The 17,983-nt window shown below is 71.1% G+C and carries 18 protein-coding genes; 9 read left to right on the top strand and 9 right to left on the bottom strand.

The features are described from left to right. The first annotated feature begins 104 nt into the window (after nucleotides 1-104). Complete coding sequence (locus tag ACVW00_RS20410; protein WP_457112728.1) at nucleotides 105-839, top strand: hypothetical protein; 735 nt, start codon at nucleotides 105-107, stop codon at nucleotides 837-839. Between the two features lie 75 nt (nucleotides 840-914). Here the strand turns inward: ACVW00_RS20410 and ACVW00_RS20405 are convergent, their stop codons facing one another. From ACVW00_RS20405 to ACVW00_RS20395, 3 genes are all read right to left on the bottom strand, one after another. Further along, entirely contained in the window at nucleotides 915-1,961 is a 1,047-nt protein-coding gene (locus tag ACVW00_RS20405) for a C40 family peptidase (RefSeq protein WP_457112727.1), read from the bottom strand. Nucleotides 1,962-2,039: 78 nt separating this feature from the next. Further along, nucleotides 2,040-4,061 (bottom strand): oxidoreductase, encoded by a 2,022-nt coding sequence (locus ACVW00_RS20400; protein WP_457112726.1) that lies wholly within the window; start codon nucleotides 4,059-4,061, stop codon nucleotides 2,040-2,042. Next, nucleotides 4,058-4,588 (bottom strand): PadR family transcriptional regulator, encoded by a 531-nt coding sequence (locus ACVW00_RS20395; protein ID WP_457112725.1) that lies wholly within the window; start codon nucleotides 4,586-4,588, stop codon nucleotides 4,058-4,060. The genes ACVW00_RS20400 and ACVW00_RS20395 overlap by 4 nt, the downstream gene beginning before the upstream one ends. A 98-nt stretch (nucleotides 4,589-4,686) precedes the next feature. On the opposite strand from ACVW00_RS20395, the gene ACVW00_RS20390 reads away from it, so the two are divergent. Continuing rightward, a complete protein-coding gene (locus tag ACVW00_RS20390; RefSeq protein ID WP_457112724.1) occupies nucleotides 4,687-5,181 on the top strand; it encodes a DUF4396 domain-containing protein in 495 nt (164 codons plus the stop codon). Here ACVW00_RS20390 and ACVW00_RS20385 read toward each other — a convergent pair. Next, nucleotides 5,123-5,767 (bottom strand): TetR/AcrR family transcriptional regulator, encoded by a 645-nt coding sequence (locus tag ACVW00_RS20385; protein WP_457112723.1) that lies wholly within the window; start codon nucleotides 5,765-5,767, stop codon nucleotides 5,123-5,125. The genes ACVW00_RS20390 and ACVW00_RS20385 overlap by 59 nt on opposite strands. Nucleotides 5,768-5,834: 67 nt before the next feature. On the opposite strand from ACVW00_RS20385, the gene ACVW00_RS20380 reads away from it, so the two are divergent. Together ACVW00_RS20380 and ACVW00_RS20375 are read left to right on the top strand one after the other, a co-directional pair. Then, nucleotides 5,835-6,317, top strand: coding sequence for a cupin domain-containing protein (locus ACVW00_RS20380; RefSeq protein ID WP_457112722.1), 483 nt, complete (start codon nucleotides 5,835-5,837; stop codon nucleotides 6,315-6,317). A gap of 58 nt (nucleotides 6,318-6,375) precedes the next feature. Further along, nucleotides 6,376-7,545, top strand: coding sequence for a CaiB/BaiF CoA transferase family protein (locus ACVW00_RS20375; RefSeq protein WP_457112721.1), 1,170 nt, complete (start codon nucleotides 6,376-6,378; stop codon nucleotides 7,543-7,545). Between the two features lie 12 nt (nucleotides 7,546-7,557). Here ACVW00_RS20375 and ACVW00_RS20370 read toward each other — a convergent pair whose 3' ends face one another. Further along, complete coding sequence (locus ACVW00_RS20370) at nucleotides 7,558-8,952, bottom strand: amidase (protein ID WP_457112720.1); 1,395 nt, start codon at nucleotides 8,950-8,952, stop codon at nucleotides 7,558-7,560. Then, entirely contained in the window at nucleotides 8,949-10,130 is a 1,182-nt protein-coding gene (locus ACVW00_RS20365) for a PucR family transcriptional regulator (RefSeq protein WP_457112719.1), read from the bottom strand. Before ACVW00_RS20365 ends, ACVW00_RS20370 begins: the two co-directional genes overlap by 4 nt. Nucleotides 10,131-10,242: 112 nt before the next feature. Between ACVW00_RS20365 and ACVW00_RS20360 the strand changes: the two genes are divergently transcribed. Both ACVW00_RS20360 and ACVW00_RS20355 read left to right on the top strand, forming a co-directional pair. Further along, nucleotides 10,243-11,412 (top strand): ferredoxin reductase, encoded by a 1,170-nt coding sequence (locus ACVW00_RS20360; RefSeq protein WP_457112718.1) that lies wholly within the window; start codon nucleotides 10,243-10,245, stop codon nucleotides 11,410-11,412. Nucleotides 11,413-11,443: 31 nt separating this feature from the next. After that, nucleotides 11,444-12,670: a fatty acid desaturase family protein gene (locus tag ACVW00_RS20355; protein ID WP_457112717.1), complete on the top strand. Its 1,227-nt coding sequence runs from the start codon at nucleotides 11,444-11,446 to the stop codon at nucleotides 12,668-12,670. A 44-nt stretch (nucleotides 12,671-12,714) separates the two neighbouring features. Here the strand turns inward: ACVW00_RS20355 and ACVW00_RS20350 are convergent, their stop codons facing one another. Next, nucleotides 12,715-13,086 (bottom strand): VOC family protein, encoded by a 372-nt coding sequence (locus ACVW00_RS20350; protein WP_457112716.1) that lies wholly within the window; start codon nucleotides 13,084-13,086, stop codon nucleotides 12,715-12,717. Between the two features lie 320 nt (nucleotides 13,087-13,406). Between ACVW00_RS20350 and ACVW00_RS20345 the strand changes: the two genes are divergently transcribed. Beyond that, nucleotides 13,407-14,579 (top strand): alpha-hydroxy-acid oxidizing protein, encoded by a 1,173-nt coding sequence (locus tag ACVW00_RS20345; protein WP_457112715.1) that lies wholly within the window; start codon nucleotides 13,407-13,409, stop codon nucleotides 14,577-14,579. A gap of 115 nt (nucleotides 14,580-14,694) precedes the next feature. Beyond that, on the top strand, nucleotides 14,695-15,252 hold the full coding sequence (locus ACVW00_RS20340) for a dihydrofolate reductase family protein (RefSeq protein ID WP_457112714.1): 558 nt from the start codon (nucleotides 14,695-14,697) through the stop codon (nucleotides 15,250-15,252). A gap of 73 nt (nucleotides 15,253-15,325) precedes the next feature. On the opposite strand, the gene ACVW00_RS20335 is transcribed toward ACVW00_RS20340, so the two are convergent. Beyond that, complete coding sequence (locus tag ACVW00_RS20335; protein ID WP_457112713.1) at nucleotides 15,326-15,754, bottom strand: pyridoxamine 5'-phosphate oxidase family protein; 429 nt, start codon at nucleotides 15,752-15,754, stop codon at nucleotides 15,326-15,328. 108 nt (nucleotides 15,755-15,862) lie between these two features. Next, on the bottom strand, nucleotides 15,863-16,615 hold the full coding sequence (locus tag ACVW00_RS20330) for a hypothetical protein (protein ID WP_457112712.1): 753 nt from the start codon (nucleotides 16,613-16,615) through the stop codon (nucleotides 15,863-15,865). A 137-nt stretch (nucleotides 16,616-16,752) separates the two neighbouring features. Between ACVW00_RS20330 and ACVW00_RS20325 the strand changes: the two genes are divergently transcribed. After that, nucleotides 16,753-17,970 carry an acetyl-CoA C-acetyltransferase gene (locus ACVW00_RS20325; protein WP_457112711.1) on the top strand — a complete coding sequence of 406 codons (1,218 nt, stop codon included), beginning with the start codon at nucleotides 16,753-16,755 and terminating at the stop codon, nucleotides 17,968-17,970. Nucleotides 17,971-17,983 lie beyond the last annotated feature (13 nt).

Raw genomic sequence — 17,983 nt, 5'->3', positions numbered from 1 at the left:
TGCGTTGAGTCACATGTCCTCGGGCGCGACATTCCGGTGTTTTTCATGACAGTCCACCACAGAACGGGAGAACCCCAGTGTTCAAGCAAATCGGACGGGTCGCCATGGCGGTCCTGGTCACCCTGGCCCTGAGCCTGGGCCTGACCGCCTTCGCCGGCTCGGCGAACGCGGCACGCTCGGCATCGAAGTGTTCGGCCCAGCACACCGCCCTGGTGAAGGCCAGGAAGCACGTCACGAAGGACAAGAAGCAGCTGCACGCGGCCAAGCGGCACCACAACAAGGCAGGTGTCCGGAAGGCCAAGCGGCACCTCGTCCGCGACCGGGCCCGGCGCAACGCCGCCCGCAACGCCTACTACGCCTGCGTCTACGGCACCCCTGCCCCGGCCCCGTCCGGCGGCACTCCCGCACCGGCACCGGCCCCTTCGAACCCGGTGACCGAGCAGTGCAACGCGATCGCGGGCCAGATCGCGGCCCAGGACCCGACCGGCTCCTTCAGCTCCGGTGCCTCGGCCTTCTGCGACCTGCTCGGCCAGGTCAGCGCATCCGCCCCGAGCTCCGACCCGACGGCGGTCTGCAGCCAGCTCGCCGCGCTCGACCCGAGCGGCCAGTTCGGCCAGATCTGCGACGCCATGGGTGGCGGCCTGCCCACGGGCGGCGGCCTCCCGGGCCTGCCCGGTCTGCCCGGCCTGCCGGGTCTGCCCGGCCTCCCGGGTGTGCCGAGCAGCGACGGCGGCATCATCGGCGACACGCTCGGTGACCTGTGCGACCAGATCGCCACGCAGGACCCGTCCGGCCAGCTCGTCCACCTCTGCGACGCGCTGCACTCGCTGCCGATCTGACCGACTGTTCGACACCGGGGACGCCCGGCACGCACCACGCGTGCCGGGCGTCCTCACGTCATGTCCCGGCGCTGGTCAGTCGAGATAGCGTCGCGCGCCGGCGTACTCGGCTCGCAGCGGCGGCGCTGAGAACGAAGCGATCCGTACGACGTCGCCGGTGTGCGGCGCGTGGATCATCAGGCCGTCGCCGAGGTACATCGACACGTGGTGCACCAGTCCGTTGCTGGCGTAGAACAACAGGTCGCCCGGGAGCCGCGTCGTCACCTGCCGGCCGGCCCGCGACTGCGGCAGGGCGTCGCGCGGGATCCGGATGCCGTGCGCGCGGTAGTCCAGCCAGGTCAGCCCGGAGCAGTCGATCCCGAAGCCGGACAGTCCACCCCAGAGGTAGGGCAGCCCGAGGAACGACCGTGCCGTCGTGGTCATGCCGGCCGGGCTCGCGGCGAGCGCAGGTCTGCCGGGCGCGTGCACCGCGACGACCGAGCTCGCCAGGCGACGCACGGCCCCGCCGGGGGCCGTGACCCGCACGTAGCCCGCGGCGGTCCCGGCGACCGGCAGGTCGGTCCCGAAGCTGATCTCGGTCAGCCGCTGAGCCGCGGCGTCGTCGCTGCGGAGCCAGGCGGTCCGCGCGACGACGGTGGCGACCTGTCCCGGGCTGCCCGGTCCGACCGCAGTCAGCTGCCGGCGTGGCACCCACCCCGGGTAGCCGCGCGGATCCTTCTGGCTCGGCTGCGACGGCACGACCACCTTCGCCCAGTGCGGCCGCAGGCGTACGACGACCACTCGGTCGCCCATGAGGGCCTCGGTGTCGCTGCGGAGGTCGAGCGCCCGCCGCTGCGAGAGCGACATCGCTCGCAGCCACGCGCGGAACTGCACCGGTGCTCTCAGCGCCGGCGCGTCCACCGACCAGGGCGAGTGAGGTGACTGCCACAGCCGGGCGACCGCGACCGACACCCATGCGCTGGAACCGGTCGCGAGCGCCGGAGCAGCCGACGCGTGCGCCGGCGCAGCCACGGGCGCGTGCGGCCGGACGGCGGTGGGCTGGGGCGCAGCGGTCCCGCACCCGGCCACCACGGTCGCGACCACGGCGGCCGTCACCAGGCGCGAGATCCGAAGGCGCAGCACACAGCCACGGTAGGTCGAGTTGGCAGGAACGACCCTGCGAGTGGGCAGAAAAGTCCGCGTGAGTGGGCAGAAAGTCGCTCAGCCGGCGGCCAGGCGGACGCCCTGCTCGATGGCGCGCTTGGCGTCCAGCTCGGTGGCCACGTCGGCACCGCCGATGACGCTCACCTTGGTCCCGGCGACGGCGGCCAGCTCGTCGTACAGGCTGCGCACCGACTCCTGCCCGGCGCAGACCACGACGGTGTCGACCTCGAGCAGGCGTGGCCGACCGTCGACGGTCAGGTGCAGCCCACGGTCGTCGATGAGGTCGTACGCCGCGCCGCTGACCTGCTCGACGCCGGCCTGCTTGAGCACCGCCCGGTGCGCCCAGCCGGACGTCTTCCCCAGGCCCTTGCCGATCATCGACGTCTTCCGCTGCACGAGGGTGACCTCGCGGACCGGGTCGCGCGGCTCGGGCTCGGTGAGTCCGCCGGCGTGCAGCGCAGGGTCGCCGACACCCCAGTGCGCGAGCCAGTCGTCGGTCGTCTCGGACGGGTCGTGGGTGAGGAAGTGTGCGACGTCCACGCCGATGCCGCCGGCGCCGATCACCGCGACGCGACGTCCGGCGGTGGCGGTCCCGTCGAGCAGTTCGGCGTACGAGACCACCGTGGGGTGGTCGATGCCCGGGATCGCCGGCATCCTGGGCTCGACCCCGGTCGCGACGACGACCTCGTCGAAGCCGGCCAGCGTCGAAACGGTGGCCGTCGTGCCGAGCCGCACGTCGACGCCGAGGACCTCGAGCCGGCGCCGGAAGTAGCGCAGCGCCTCGGAGAACTCCTCCTTGCCGGGGATCTGCATGGCCAGCCGGAACTGTCCGCCGAGCTCAGCTGCCTTCTCGAACAGCGTGACCCGGTCACCGCGCTCCGCGAACGACACAGCGGCGCTGAGGCCGGCGGGTCCGCCACCGACCACCGCCACCGAGCGGGGCCGCATCACCGGCGTGAGCACCAGCTGGGTCTCCCGGCCCGCCCGCGGGTTGAGCATGCAGGAGGCCGACCGGTTCACGAAGGCGTGGTCGAGGCAGGCCTGGTTGCAGGCGATGCACGTGATGATCTCGTCCTCGCGCTCGGCCGCGGCCTTGTTCACGAACTCCGGGTCGGCCAGCAGCGGGCGCGCCATCGAGACCAGGTCGGCGGTCCCGTCGGCGATCAGCCGCTCGGCCAGCTCCGGGGTGTTGATCCGGTTCGACGCGCAGACCGGGACGCCGACCTCCTTCCGGAGCCGTGCCGTGGTCCAGGTCCACGCGCCGCGCGGCACCTGGGTGATGATCGTCGGGACCCGCGCCTCGTGCCAGCCGATGCCGGTGTTGATGACGGTCGCGCCGGCCTCCTCGACGAGGTGCGCGAGCGTGACCACCTCGTCCCAGGTCTGGCCGCCCTCGACGAGGTCGAGCAGTGAGAGCCGGTAGATGATGGGGAACCCGTCGCCGACGACCTCGCGCGTGCGCCGGACGATCTCGACCGGGAATCGCATCCGCTTCTCGGCCGACCCGCCCCACGCGTCTGCGCGGTGGTTGGTGCGCGCGGCCAGGAACTGGTTGATCAGGTACCCCTCGGACCCCATGATCTCGACGCCGTCGTACCCCGCGCGCTGGGCGAGCCCGGCCGTGCGCGCGAAGTCCGACACGGTCCGGTCCACGCCCCGGCTCGACAGCGCGCTCGCCTTGAACGGGTTGATCGGCGCCTTCGTCGAGGACGCCGAGACGGAGAACGGGTGGTAGGCGTAGCGGCCGGCGTGCAGCACCTGGAGCGCGATCGCGCCACCCTCGGCGTGGACGGCCTCGGTGACCTGCTTGTGGCGCTCGGCCTGCAGCCGGTTCGACAGCTCGCTCGCGAGCGGCTTGAGCCAGCCGCGCCGGTTGGGCGCGTAGCCCCCGGTGATGATCAGGCCGACCCCGCCGCGGGCGCGTTCGGCGAAGTACGCCGCGAGCTTCGGGAGGTCCCAGAAACGGTCTTCGAGACCGGTGTGCATGGACCCCATCACGGCCCGGTTGCGCAGCGTGAGGTCGCCGATGGTGACCGGCTCCAGCAGGTGGCCGTACTTGAGATTGCCGGTGCGGGTCATGCGTGGGCCTCCAGGTACTCGGTGAGCCAGGAGATCCAGAAGGTCTCCTGGAGGATGCCGCCGCGCAGCACCAGGTAGGTGTCCAGGTCGTGCCCGGTGAGCTCGTGCGGCTCGGGGTAGTCGCGCTCCGCCAACGACTCGTAGTGCGCGAGCCGGGTGCGGTGGTCGCCGACGAGCTCGGCGATGTCCGCGAGGAGCGCGGGCCGGTCGCCGTACGACGCGCCGCGCATCTTCACCGCGATCTCGCTGCGGAAGCCGGGCCGCGGAGTCGTCGTGGCGATCCACTCGGTGAGCGCCTTGGCGCCGAGGTCGGTGACCGAGTACTCGCGCTTCTCGGGTCGTCCGGACTGCCCGATCACCCGGGCCGTCACCCAGCCGTCGTCCTCCATCCGGCGGAGCACCTTGTAGATCTGCTGGTGGGTGGCGGTCCAGAAGAACCCGATCGACCGGTCGAACCTGCGCGCGAGCTCCAGGCCGGCAGCAGGGCGCTCGCGCAGCGAGACGAGCAGGGCGTGTTCGAGGGCCACGCGTCCACTGTGCCCGGAACGACCGCGCATGTGCAACTAGTTGCATACGTGATGCCGTTCACTTGCCACATACCCCCAGGGGGTATATGTTTCGCGGCATGGACCACTCCGGACACCACAGTGAGAGCACCCACGACCACGCGACCGCAACGGGCCACGACTCGTCCTGGCAGACCGCCATCTCGGCCACCCTGCACTGCCTGACCGGCTGTGCGATCGGCGAGGTGCTCGGCATGGTGCTGGCGACGTGGTGGGGCTGGGACAACCTGCCCAGCATCGCGCTGGCGGTCGTGCTCGCCTTCTTCTTCGGCTACCTGCTCACCTTCACCTCGGTACGCCGCCACGGGCTGACGTTCGCCGACGCGATCAAGGTGGCGATCGCCGCCGACACCGTGTCGATCCTGGTGATGGAGCTGATCGACAACGCGTTCATCGTCGTCGTCCCGGGCGCGATGGCCGCCGGCCTCGCCGACGTGCTGTTCTGGACGAGCCTGGTCGCGTCGCTGGCGATCGCGTTCGCGGTCACCGTGCCCGTCAACCGCTGGATGATCGGCCGCGGCCGCGGGCACGCGGTGGTCCACTCGATGCACTGAGCGCGTCGCGCACCAGGGCGCGAGCCGACGACAGCATCAGCTCGGTGGCCTCGTCACGGGTCAGGCCGGCGACGTCGACGAGCCAGACGAGCGACTCGATGCCGACCGCACTGCGCACGGCGACAGCGAGCCGACGGACGCCGGCCGGGGACAGCTCGAGCGTGGCCGGCGCGAGGGCCTCCTCGAACCAGCCGATCGCCCGACCCTTGCGCAGCGGCAGGTCCCGCGGCTCGTCGGCCTTCTCCAGCGAGAGCCGCAGCATGGTGCGCTGCTGTGCCTCGGTCTGCACCACCATGTCGAGGAACCCGCGGGCGACCGCGAGGAGTCGCACCTCCGGGTCGTCCCCGATGCCGGGCGGCAGCCAGGTCGCGCGATCGACCTCGGGGTGCGCCGCGACCAGGAGCTCCTCCTGGCTGCGGAAGTACCGATAGGCGGTCGTGCGCGAGATCGACGCCGCAGCCGCGGTCTCCTCGACGGTCGGCGCCCGGCCTCCGCGCGCGATGAGCTCTCGGGCCGCAGCGATCAGGTCGCTGCGGGTGCGCTGCTTCTGCCGGGTCCGGCCGGAGTCCTCGTACGCCGTTGACACGGCACTCACGGTACCGTAGTTTCTTCATGGGACATCAGTCCCATGAAGGCGGAGAACGGAGATCATCGTGGAGACCTTGACGGCGACGGTGCGGGACAGCGGCACAGGCGAGGCGCGCTGGTTCTACGGGGGCGGCAAGCTGACCTGGCTCGCCACCCCGGACGAGACCGGGGGCGAGTTCTTCCTCACGGAGTTCTCCGGCGAGGCCGGGAAGGTGACGCCGCTGCACATCCACCCGGCTGCGCACGAGACGTTCTACGTGGTCGACGGCGAGATCGTGCTCGACCTCGACGGCACGAAGCGCCCGCTCGCCACCGGCGGCATCGCCGTGGTGCCGCGCGGGCTCCCGCACGCGTTCATGGTCACCTCGGCCGACCTGCGGATGCTGATCCTCCAGACGCCCGGCACCGACGAGGCGTTCTACCGGATGGCCAGCGAGCCGGCGACGGCCGGCAGCTCGCCGGTCGCCGTGGACTTCGACAGGATCAGGCAGGCGGCACTGGCCACCGGGGCGATCGAGATCGTGGGCCCGCCGCCCTTCGGGCCCTGATCCGCCTGCGCCGGACAGCCGCGGGATCGTGACAGTGAATCTGTCATGATCCCGGGTCATGACCTATCAGCTGGGACAGGGCACCGGACCGCTCCGGGGCGTCAAGGTCGTGGAGATCGCCGGCATCGGCCCGGGGCCACACGCGTGCATGCTGCTCGCGGACCTGGGCGCCGACGTGATCCGCATCGAGCGGCCGGGCGGGCAGATGCTCACCGGCGGGTCGCACGACCTGCTCAATCGCGGCCGTCCCAGCGTCGCCCTGGACCTCAAGAAGCCGGAGGCCGTCGAGACCGTCCTGCGCCTCGTCGAGGACGCCGACGTGCTCGTCGAGGGGATGCGGCCCGGTGTCACCGAGCGGATCGGGATCGGGCCGGACGCGTGCCTGGCCCGCAACCCGCGGCTGGTCTACGGCCGGATGACCGGCTGGGGCCAGACCGGCCCGTGGGCGAAGACAGCCGGCCACGACATGAACTACATCGCGATCACCGGCACGCTGTTCGGGCTCGGGCAGGTCAAGGAGAAGCCGCAGTTCCCGACCAACCTCGTCGGCGACTTCGGCGGCGGGTCGACGTACCTGGTCATCGGCGTGCTCGCCGCGCTGCTCGAAGCCAGGCTGAGCGGGCAGGGCCAGGTCGTGGACGCCGCGATCGTCGACGGCACCGCGAGCCTCAACGCGATGGGCGCAGCCTTCCTCGCGAGCGGCACGTTCAAGGAGGAGCGTGCGGCGAACCTGCTCGACGGCGGGGCGCCGTACTACGACATCTACGAGACCGCCGACGGCAAGCACATGTCGGTCGGGGCTCTGGAGCCGCAGTTCTACGAGGCGTTCGTCGACCTGCTCGGGATCCGGGACGTCGCGCCGGACCGCTACGACTTCGACCGTGCCGGGGAGCTGCGCGCCATCATCGCTGCGCGGTTCCTGGAGAGGTCCCAGGCCGAGTGGTCGGCGGTCTTCGACGGCACCGATGCGTGCGTCGCGCCGATCCTCCCGATGAGCGAGGCGATCGACCACCCGCACATCAAGGAGCGGGGCGTCTTCGTCGAGCACGACGGTCTGGTGCAGCCTGCTCCGGCGCCGCGCTTCTCGCGCACGGAGGCCACCCTCGGCCTGCCGCCCGCACCGGGACCCGGCGCGCACACCCGGGACGCGCTGACCGCCTGGGGCATCGCGGAGGTCGACTCGCTCATCGAGGCCGGGGCCGCGGTCCAGGCACCTGCCGGTGGTTGAGCCTGTCGAGACCTAGACGAAGTCCGGGTACGTCGGCTCCGGCAGCGGTCCGGTGTCGGCGTCACGGGCGAGCTCGTAGCCGTGGCCGATCTCGACGAGCGTCGCCTCGCTGCGGGCGCCCGCCCAGAAGCTGATCGCCACCGGCAGGCCGTGCGCCAGGCCGCACGGCACGGTGAGGATCGGGTAGCCGGCGAGCGCGCTGGGCGTGGAGCAGGAGCCGCGAAAGCCGTCGCCGTTGGCGAGGTCGATCGAGACGGCGGGGCTGGAGGACGGCGCGACGAGCGCGTCGAGCCGGTCCTTGCGCAGGGCCGCGTCGGTGCCGTCGCGGCCGATCCGCAGGCAGGTGGCGAGGGCCGCGGCGTACTCGGGTGAGTCGGGTCCGGCCGACTCCAGCGCACGCTCGAAGAAGTCCTGTCCGAACCACTGCAGCTCGGTGTCGGCGTGCGCGCGGTTGAACTCCACGACCTCCGCGAGTGTCCTCGGCACCCCTGAACGCGTTGCGAGGTACGAAGCCAGGCCGGGGCCGAGCTCGGCGAGCATCACGGTCAGCTCGTCGTTCCAGTCGAGATCGGGATACCCAGGTAGCAAGGTGCGCTCGATGATCTCCGCACCTGCCTTCGACAGCACCGAGAGGGCCGCCTCCGCCGCTGCGTCCGCAGGCGGGCTGTAGCCCCACAGCTCGCGCGCGACGCCGATCCGCTTGCCACGCAGCCCGTCCTCCCGAGCGTGGGCGACGTAGTCGGTGCCGTTGCCGGCCAGCACGCTGAGCAACGCGGCGGCGTCGCGCACACTGCGCGCCATCGGGCCGGGCGCGTCCATCGACCAGGAGATAGGCACCACGCCGGCGGTCGGCACCAGGCCGACGGTGGGCTTGAGCCCGACACAGCCGTTGAACGCGGCGGGGCAGGTGATCGACCCGTCGGTCTCGGTGCCGATCGCGAAGGGTGCGAGCCCCGCTGCGACCGCGGCACCGCTGCCCGAGCTCGAGCCGCCGGCCGAGCGGTTGAGGGCGTAGGGGTTGCGGGTGAGGCCGCCGTACCCGCTCCAGCCGGACGTGGATCCCGGCCCCCGGATGTTCGCCCACTCGGTGAGGTTCGTCTTGCCCAGGACGACCATGCCGGCCTCGCGGAGCCGCCCGACGAGGGCCGCGTCGGCCGCGGGCGGATGACCGGCGAGGGCGAGGGAGCCGGCGGTCGTCGCCAGCCCCGCCGTGTCGATGCTGTCCTTCACCAGGACGGGCCGTCCGTGCAGCGGACCGCGCCGCCGCCCGGCCTCCGTCTCCCGGTCGAGCTGCGCAGCCTCGTCCAGGGCCCGCGGGTTCACGTCGGAGACGGCGCACACCTGCGCGTCGACCTCGCGGATCCGGTCGAGCAGCTCGGCGACTTCCTCGCGCGCGGTGTTCGTCACCGTTGCAGTCTTGCCCGACCGGAGCCGGTCAGGCCAGCGCGATGGTGGCGTCGCCGCACGAAGGCCGGGTCGGTGAGCCGGTCGCCGTACAGGTCGCGCAGCTGGCCCATCCGGTAGCGCACGGTCTGCGGGTGCACGAACAGCTCTGCGGCGACCTCGTCGCGCCGGCCCTGGTGGCGCAGCCAGGACGCGAGCGTCTCGGTCAGCTTCTCGGCAGAGGCTTGCCTGACCTCGCGGAGCGGGGCGAGCACCCGAGCGCGGAGGTCGTCGAGGGCGTCGCCGTCGGCGGTGCGGACCAGCTCGGCGAGGTGGGTCTCGGTGTCGAGGGCCAGGCCGAGGCGCTGGGCGCGGACCGCGCGCCGGTACGACGCGCGCACGTCGGTCCACCCGCGGGTGGGCCCGACGACCGCTCCGCTGTCACTGAGCACGCGGAGCAGGGCCTTCCGCGCCGTCGCCGATCCGACCGGCACGAGCAGCACGGTCAGGCCGCTGTCGATGTCGACGCTGGGTGAGTCCTCCGACAGCTGGAGGGTCTGGAGGTCGAGCCGGCCGATGACCGCCCGGACCCTGTCCTCGGGAAGGACGACCGCGGCCATCGACTTCGGCGGCGCCCAGTCCGCGCGCTCCGCCGCTCCGACGACGTCGGCCTCCGCGGCGCCCTCGAGCAGCAGCACCGCGAGCCGCTCGAGCCGCCGCTGCCGGAGGCGTCCGGACGTGGCCAGCTCGTCGGCGTGCCCGGTGACGCTGGCGTCGGAGAGCTCGTCGATGTAGGCGAAGACCAGCTCGGCGAAACGGGCGGTGGTCGTGGCCGACAGGCCGGCCCCGACGGCCGCCCCGCTCATCTCGCGCCATGCGACGCGGGCGCCGACGCGGTACGCCCGCGCGAGAGCGTCCATGCTCCGGCCGCTGCGTGCCTCCCCGCGGCCCAGCGCGTACGCCGCGTCGAGCACCGCCTCGATCTGGTCCCCGGCGTCGATGCCCTCACGTCGTGCGGCGAGGTCGAGGAAGCCCTCGAGCGCCGTCTTCACCGCGATCTCGATGTTGCGCCCCATCTGGCCACGGAACGGGTCGCTGTAGCTGGGCACCTCGTTGATCACCGCGGAGACCACCTGCTCGGCGACCCCGGTGACGTCGCGGCGCATCACCTCGACCACCTCGCCGGGGAGCCGGAGAGCCATCTTCTGACGGTGCGGTGCCATCGGTGCCCTTTGTTCGGAGAGTACAAAACTAGCCGATGGATTCACGTACAGGGGTCAGGTCTTTGCCATCGAGAGCCGCAAAACTGGGACCATGACCGACACGATCGCCCCGTCGCGTGCGTCGCGCCCGTTGCGCCGGCTCGGTGCTGAGCTGGGCCGGCTCGCCGGTTCGGCGACCACGCCGCTGCTGCCCGACGACTACCTCGACCTGTTCAGCCCGCTGCGCCGCGGCGCAGAGCTGCGCGGCCGGGTCGTCGAGGTCATCCCGGAGACCCGCGACGCCGCCACGCTGGTGATCAGGCCCGGCGCCGACTGGGCCGGCCACGTGCCCGGCCAGTACGTCCGCGTCGGGGTCGACGTCGACGGCGTCCGCGAGTGGCGCGCCTACTCGCTGACCCACGGGCCGCGCCGGGACCGCAACATCTCGATCACGGTCAAGGCCGTGCCCGACGGCAAGGTCAGCAGCCACCTCGTCCACCGGACGCGTCCGGGCACGCTGGTCCACCTCGAGCAGGCGACCGGGGACTTCGTGCTGGCCGATCTCGACACGGCCAGGCTGCTCTTCGTCACCGCCGGCTCCGGCGTCACGCCGGTCATCGGGATGCTGCGCAACCTGTACCCGTCCACCGACGAAGGGGTGCTGGGTCTCGACAGGCTCAACCGCCGAAGGTCGCTCGACGACCGCGGCCGGGGCCTCGACATCGTCGTCGTGCACGTCGCTCCCCGAGAGCCCGACTCGATCTTCCTGTCCGACCTCAAGGCGCTCGACGCGGCCGGGGCCATCCGCCTCGTCGCCCGGTACGACGACGAGCACGGCGTCCTCGACGTCGCGGACCTCGCGACGCTCGTGCCCGACATCGCGGACAGGACCACCTATGCCTGCGGGCCCGGTGGCCTCCTCGATGCGCTCGAGGACCACCACGCCCGGGCAGGCCTGCCGCTCTACACCGAGCAGTTCCGGGTGAGCACCCTGGTCGCCGGTGAGGGCGGCGAGGTCACCTTCGGCCGCAGCGGCACCGTCGTCGAGGCCGACGGCACCACCCCGATCCTGGTGGCCGCTGAGGAGGCCGGCGTGCTGATGCCGTCGGGCTGCCGGATGGGCGTCTGCTACAGCTGCGTGCTCCCGCTCAGGGAGGGCGCCGTGCGCGACCTGCGCAGCGGCGACCTGACCACCGCCGTCGCCGGTGAGACCGACCCCGGCGGCGTGCTCGTCCAGACCTGCATCAACGCGGCCGCCGGCCCGTGCACCTTCGACCACTGAACCGACCACCCACGTAACCGGGAGGAACCCGATGACCACGATCCAGAAGAAGAGCGACAACCCGATCGCCCACCTCAGCGCCCAGGACATCGAGCAGCTCGGCAAGGAGCTCGACGCGATCCGCGCCGAGGTGATCGCGTCGCGCGGGGCCGACGACGCGGCGTACATCAGGAAGCTGATCAAGACCCAGCGCTCGCTCGAGCTCGGCAGCCGGATCGTGCTGCTGGCCTCGATCTTCCCGCCCGCGTGGCTGGTCGGCACCGCCGGCCTGAGTGTCGCGAAGATCCTGGAGAACATGGAGATCGGCCACAACGTCCTGCACGGCCAGTGGGACTGGATGCGCGACCCGAAGATCCACTCCACCACCTGGGAGTGGGACATGGCCACGCCCGCCAAGGACTGGCAGCACTCCCACAACGAGCTGCACCACACGTACACGAACGTGATCGGCAAGGACAACGACCTCGGCTACGGCATCGCGCGCGTCGACGAGGAGCAGCCGTGGCACCCGATGTTCCTGGGCCAGCCGCTGTGGAACTTCATCAACGCCGTCTTCTTCGAGTACGGCATCGCGGCGTACGACCTCGAGCTCGGCGCCACCATCAAGAAGAAGAAGACCAAGGACCCGGACTTCCAGCGCCGGCTGAAGGGCGTCCTCCGCAAGATCCGCAAGCAGGCCACCAAGGACTACCTGGTGCATCCGGCCCTGTCGATCCCGACGGGGTCGTTCCTCCCGACCCTCTCGGCGAACTTCACCGCCAACATCGTGCGCAACCTGTGGAGCAACTCGATCATCATGTGCGGCCACTTCCCCGAGGGCGTCGAGACGTTCGAGAAGCGCTCGATCGAGGGCGAGACGAAGGGTGACTGGTACCTGCGCCAGATGCTGGGCGCCGCGAACATCTCCGGCGGCAAGGCGATGCACATCATGAGCGGCAACCTGAGCCACCAGATCGAGCACCACCTGTTCCCCGACCTGCCCAGCAACCGGTACGCCGAGGTCGCGCCGAAGGTGAAGGCACTCTTCGACAAGTACGGCCTGAACTACCACGCCGCACCGTTCCCGAAGCAGCTCTACTCGGCCTGGCACAAGGTCGTCCGGCTGTCGCTGCCCAACGGGTGGCTGGCCGAGACCAAGGTGAGCAACGCACCCAGGCAGCTCGCGAAGCTCTACAAGATGACCACCGGCGGGCCGAAGGTACGCCGCGCGATCATCGCCCTCGACCGGCGGGCGGCGACCGAGGGCCAGGCCGCCTGACCACGGCGGAGCCCGACTCCTTCGCGGCGGCGCCGCCAGATCGCTCAGGAGGCCTGCGCGACCATCAGGTTGTTGCCCTCGGGGTCCCGGAACCAGAACGTGGGCGGGGCGCCCTCGTAGTCGTCGATCTCGTCGTCGACGTCCGCACCGGCTGCCTTCAGGCGCGAGTGGAAGGCGTTGACGTCGTCAGTGTGGAGCGAGATCCCGGTCTCCTTGCCGCCCGGCGTGACGCCAGGTCCGGGCGGGCAGATGGCGATGGTGGTGGCCGAGTCCTTCGGGGCCACCTCGATCCAGCGCAGACCGCCTCCGAAGGAGAGCTCGGCCCGCTTCTCGAACCCGACGACCTCGGTGTAGAAGGCCAGGGCCCGGTCCTGGTCGGCGGTGGGGATGATGAGGTTGGCGATCTTCAGGGTCATGCTGGATCTCCTTGAGGGTGGATGAGTCGCGCGAGCGGCCCGAAGCCCGGTCGGGCCGTCGGCTGCGTGTCGGTCGAGGTGCTGACTCCTCGTGAGGTCGATCCGACGACATCACTCTGGTGGCGACGAAGGCCGGGCGGGAGTGCGCCGGGGCACGACGTCGTCCCGCACCCTGCACGCGCGAGGTGTGCAGTTCGCCCTACCGGATGAGACTGCGCGGGTGACGGCATCGTCGGGACCCGAACCGAGGGGCCGCCGCGCGACGAGCCGGGAGCCCGCTTCGGCCGCGAGAGTCATGCCGGAGTGACAGACTCCGAGCAATGTCAAACTTCGGCGACTTCAACATGGGTGTCTACGTCAACAACTTCTTGGCGGGCCAGAAGTCGCCGTACCCTTTCACGTACGCCGAGCTGGAAGCCCGAGCCGCGGAGCTGCTCGGCCCGGAGCTGTTCGACTACGTCGCCGGTGGCGCCGGTGATGAAAGCACGGCGCGGGGCAACGTGGCTGCGTTCGAGCGCTGGGGCATCGTTCCGCGAATGTTCGGCGGTGCGGCCGTACGCGACCTCTCCATCGAGCTCTTCGGTCGCCGCTATCCCACGCCCCTTATGATGGCGCCCATCGGCGTGATCGGCGTGATGCACGCAGGCCAACACGGCGATCTGGAAGTGGCGAAGGCGGCCGCCGCGACGGGCGTCCCGATGGTGGCTTCGACGCTGACTCAAGACCCGATGGAGGACGTTGCTGCCGAGCTGGACGAGGCGGCGGGCTTCTACCAGCTCTACACGCCGAATGATCGCGAGCTGGCCGAGAGCCTCGTCCGGCGTGCTGAGGCCTCCGGGTACGCCGGAATCGTGGTCACCCTCGACACGTGGGCACTCGGGTGGAGACCGCGTGACCTGAAGCACGCTTCGTTTCCCCAGCTCAAGGGTCTGTGTCTTGCGAACTACTTCTGCGACCCTGTCTTCCTCGGTCGCCTGGAAAGGTCTCCGGCGGAGGACCTCACTTCCGCGACGCTGGCGGTGACCCAGGTCTTCGGAGACCCCTCTCTCTCGTGGGAAGACCTCGCCTGGCTTCGCGGGCTCACCGATCTGCCGCTGCTGCTCAAGGGAATCTGTCATCCCGAAGACGTGCGCCGCGCCCGAGATGGCGGCGTCGACGGCATCTACTGCTCCAACCACGGAGGCCGCCAGGCGAGCAGCGCTCCCGCCCTCGAGTTCCTGCCGGGGGTGGTCGCGGCAGCCGAAGACATGCCCGTGATCTTCGATTCTGGCGTTCGTTCTGGGGTCGACGTCGTCAAGGCGCTCGCTCTCGGAGCGACAGCGGTGGCGATCGGTCGTCCGTACGGTTACGGCATCGCCATCGGCGGCGCCCAAGGCGCCGAACACGTTCTGCGCTGCATACTGGCCGAGGCCGACCTGACCATGGGGTTGAACGGTTATCGGTCCATCGCCGACCTGAAGCCCGACGTCCTCGTTCGGCTGCCCCAGGGATGACCTAGGAGGCTCGATCCCTGGCGTCGTCGGTGTCGGATCCGGCCCGGCTCGTTCGTGGTGATGGCACGGGTGTGGCGCACGGCCGCGCCGACCAGAAGCGGAACAAGGAGGAGCCATGTCGCTGTCTGTGCTCGACATGTCGGTCTCGGTCGACGGCTTCGTGGCCGACGCCAACGACTACCTCGGCGGTGCGGATGGCGAGCGCCTCCACACCTGGGCCGAATCACGAGACCCGTCGCGACCGGTCAAGCAGTTCGAGGACGAGTGGAGGGCGGCCGGGGCGATCCTCGCCGGCCGCCGGACTGCGCAGCTCATGGATCACTGGGGCGGTTCGCACGGCGGGCTTCCCATCTTCGTGGTCAGCCACCGCCCGCCCCCGCCGGCCGCCCGCTGGGGCTACCCCTTGGTCAGCTACGTCTCCGGCATCGAGAGCGCAATGGAACGAGCGAAGGCTGCCGCCGGCGACAAGGATGTCCAGGTCCGTGGCGCCAACGTCGCACAACGAGCCCTCGAGGCCGGTGTCCTCGACGTGATCCAGATCCACCAGATCCCTGTCCTGCTGGGCGAAGGTCGCCGCCTCTTCGACGTCCTGCCCGCGCTCGTCGAGCTGGACATCCGCCAGGTGATCGACACCCCCGAGGCGACCCACATCCGGTACGGCGTCCGTCACTGAGCCGAGCCGCCGCACCTGCACCCCGGACCGAGAGGACGGGGCGGTGTGCTTCGGCTCTGGGCGAGCCGCGCTCTCAGCTCGACGGCACCATGTGCAGCCACGGGCGGCTGAGCTCGAAGGCCCGGCCGGTGATCTCGGTCGGCCGGATCTCCACGACGTCGTACTTCAGCGTGGGCACCCACGGTCGCAGCGGCACGTTCTCCGCACGGTGCTGCTCGTCCTCCTCCAGACGGCGGGCGACGCCGCGGAGGACGACGCTGCGGGCGTGGTGCTCGTCGAACTCGTCGATCTCGAACGCGACGTCGGGGTTCATCACCACGCCGAGCAGCTTGCTGCCCTCGGCGGTGCGGAAGAGCAAGGTGCCGTGGTCTACGGCGTAGTTGACCGGCGCCAGGTGCACCTCCCCGGCAAGGTGGAAGGCGAGCCGCCCGAACTCTGCTGCCCGAAGCATCTCCCAGCACTGCTCGGTGGTCATCACGCCGACCGGTTCGTTCTCACTCATCGAGGCACCTCCTGCCGTGGTACTTCGACGCTAGGTCTCCCGCCCGGTGAGCGGCGGAGTCCTTGGTCCCGAGATGGCGGCCGAGAGACCCGGCTGCGTCGCCGGCCGTCAGTCGGCGACGTCGACGTGCACGTGGTCGCGGTGCTCGAGCACGCGGAGGACGGCCGGGCTCTTGCCCGACGGATCGACGCGGTAATCGCGCCAGCCGTCTGCCGCACGCTGCGCGGTCCAGATCCTCGCGTCGAAGATCACGGTGTCGATGGACAGCCGCGCCGCCTGGGCGACCAGGTACTGCGCCAGCGCCCATCCGCGGACCTTGTCCGCGGCGCTCACCGGACGGAAGAAGACGTCGATCGCCCGGCCCTCGTAGTGGGCAGACCCCGGCATGTGGCCGCTGTGCACGCCGCCCGGCGCGAACCCGCCGAGGGGGAGCGGACCGAAGGCGTCGAGCACGTCCTCCCGCACCGCCTCGGCACGCCCGGTGAGCCCGCCGGCGTCGAGCCGGTCCGGCTCGGAGGTCGACGCCCCGCCGTGCCGGCACGAGAGAGCCTCCGCCGAGCGCCCGGTCAGCGCATCGGCAACCAGCCGGCTGTCCTCGCCGGACGTCCCGGCCGCGTGGGCGACGGCGCTCGCCGCTGCGGACGGCCCGCCTGCCCGGCGTACGACGGGCGCGACTGCGGTCGCCGCCCGCTCGGCCTGATGCTGGTCGAGGTCGACGGTCCGGCTGCCGGACCGGACGACGCAGTCCGGGGAGCCGGTGAGCCGGAGGACGACGACGGTGAGGCCGGTGACCACGAGCAGCCCGGCCACCGCCAGCGCGACCCAGCCGGCGCGCGTCAGCCGTACCCCGCTCGGTGACATCGACCCAGTCTCCCGCGGTCTCCAACTCACCCGGGTGAGGTAGCCCACATGCCCGATCCCATTGACCCTGACAGTCTTACTGTCACAATGGCGGAGGCCCGCATCCACGGGCTCCACCGACCGAGTTGGGACTTCTCATGGCACAACCTGAAGCGCTCGTGTACGACGCCATCCGCACGCCGCGGGGCAAGGGGAAGAAGGACGGGTCGCTGCACGGCACGAAGCCGGTCGACCTGGTCGTGGGTCTGCTGGACGCCGTCCGCGAGCGGAACCCGAACCTCGACCCGAACCGGATCGACGACCTGGTGCTCGGCGTCGTGTCGCCGGTCGGCGACCAGGGTGGCGACATCGCGAAGACCGCGGCGCTCGCGGCGGGCCTGCCCGACACCGTGGCGGGCGTGCAGCTCAACCGCTTCTGCGCCTCGGGCCTCGAGGCGGTCAACCAGGCCGCCAGCCGCGTCCGCGGCGGCTTCGAGGACCTGATCCTCGCCGGCGGCGTCGAGTCGATGTCACGGGTCGCGATGGGCTCGGACGGTGGCGCCTGGGCCTCCGACCCGTCGACGGCGTTCGGCACGTCGTTCGTGCCGCAGGGCATCGGCGCCGACCTGATCGCCACCCTCGAGGGCTTCACCCGTGACGACGTCGACGCGTTCGCCGTGCAGTCCAACCAGCGTGCCGCCAAGGCGTGGGCCGACGGCCGCTTCGCCACCTCGATCGTCCCGGTCCGCGACCGCAACGGCATCACCGTCCTCGACCACGACGAGTTCATCAAGCCGGAGTCGACCGTCGAGGGCCTGGCCAGGCTCAAGCCCAGCTTCGCCAGCCTCGGGGCCGACGCGGGCTTCGACAGCGTGGCGCTCGAGAAGTACCACTGGGTCGAGAAGATCGACCACGTCCACCACGCCGGCAACAGCTCCGGCATCGTCGACGGCGCAGCGCTGGTCGCGATCGGCAACGAGCAGGTAGGCAACGACCTCGGTCTGACCCCGCGCGCCCGGATCGTGGCCACCGCGGTCTCCGGCGCCGACCCGACGATCATGCTCACCGGTCCAGCGCCGGCGAGCCGCAAGGCGCTGGCGAAGGCGGGCCTCGAGGTCAAGGACATCGACCTCTTCGAGATCAACGAGGCCTTCGCAGCCGTCGCCATGCGGTTCATGAAGGACATGGGCATCGATGAGGAGATCACCAACGTCAACGGCGGCGCGATCGCCATGGGCCACCCCCTGGGAGCGACCGGGGCGATGATCCTCGGCACGATCATCGACGAGCTCGAGCGCCGCGACCTGAAGCGTGGCCTCTGCACGCTCTGCGTCGGCGGCGGCATGGGCATCGCGACGATCGTCGAGCTGATCTGACCGAGGAACGAGG

This window comes from Marmoricola sp. URHA0025 HA25 (assembly GCF_054059435.1).
The sequence above is the reverse complement of the archived record's forward strand: the minus strand, read 5'-3'. Positions and strand labels throughout refer to the sequence as shown.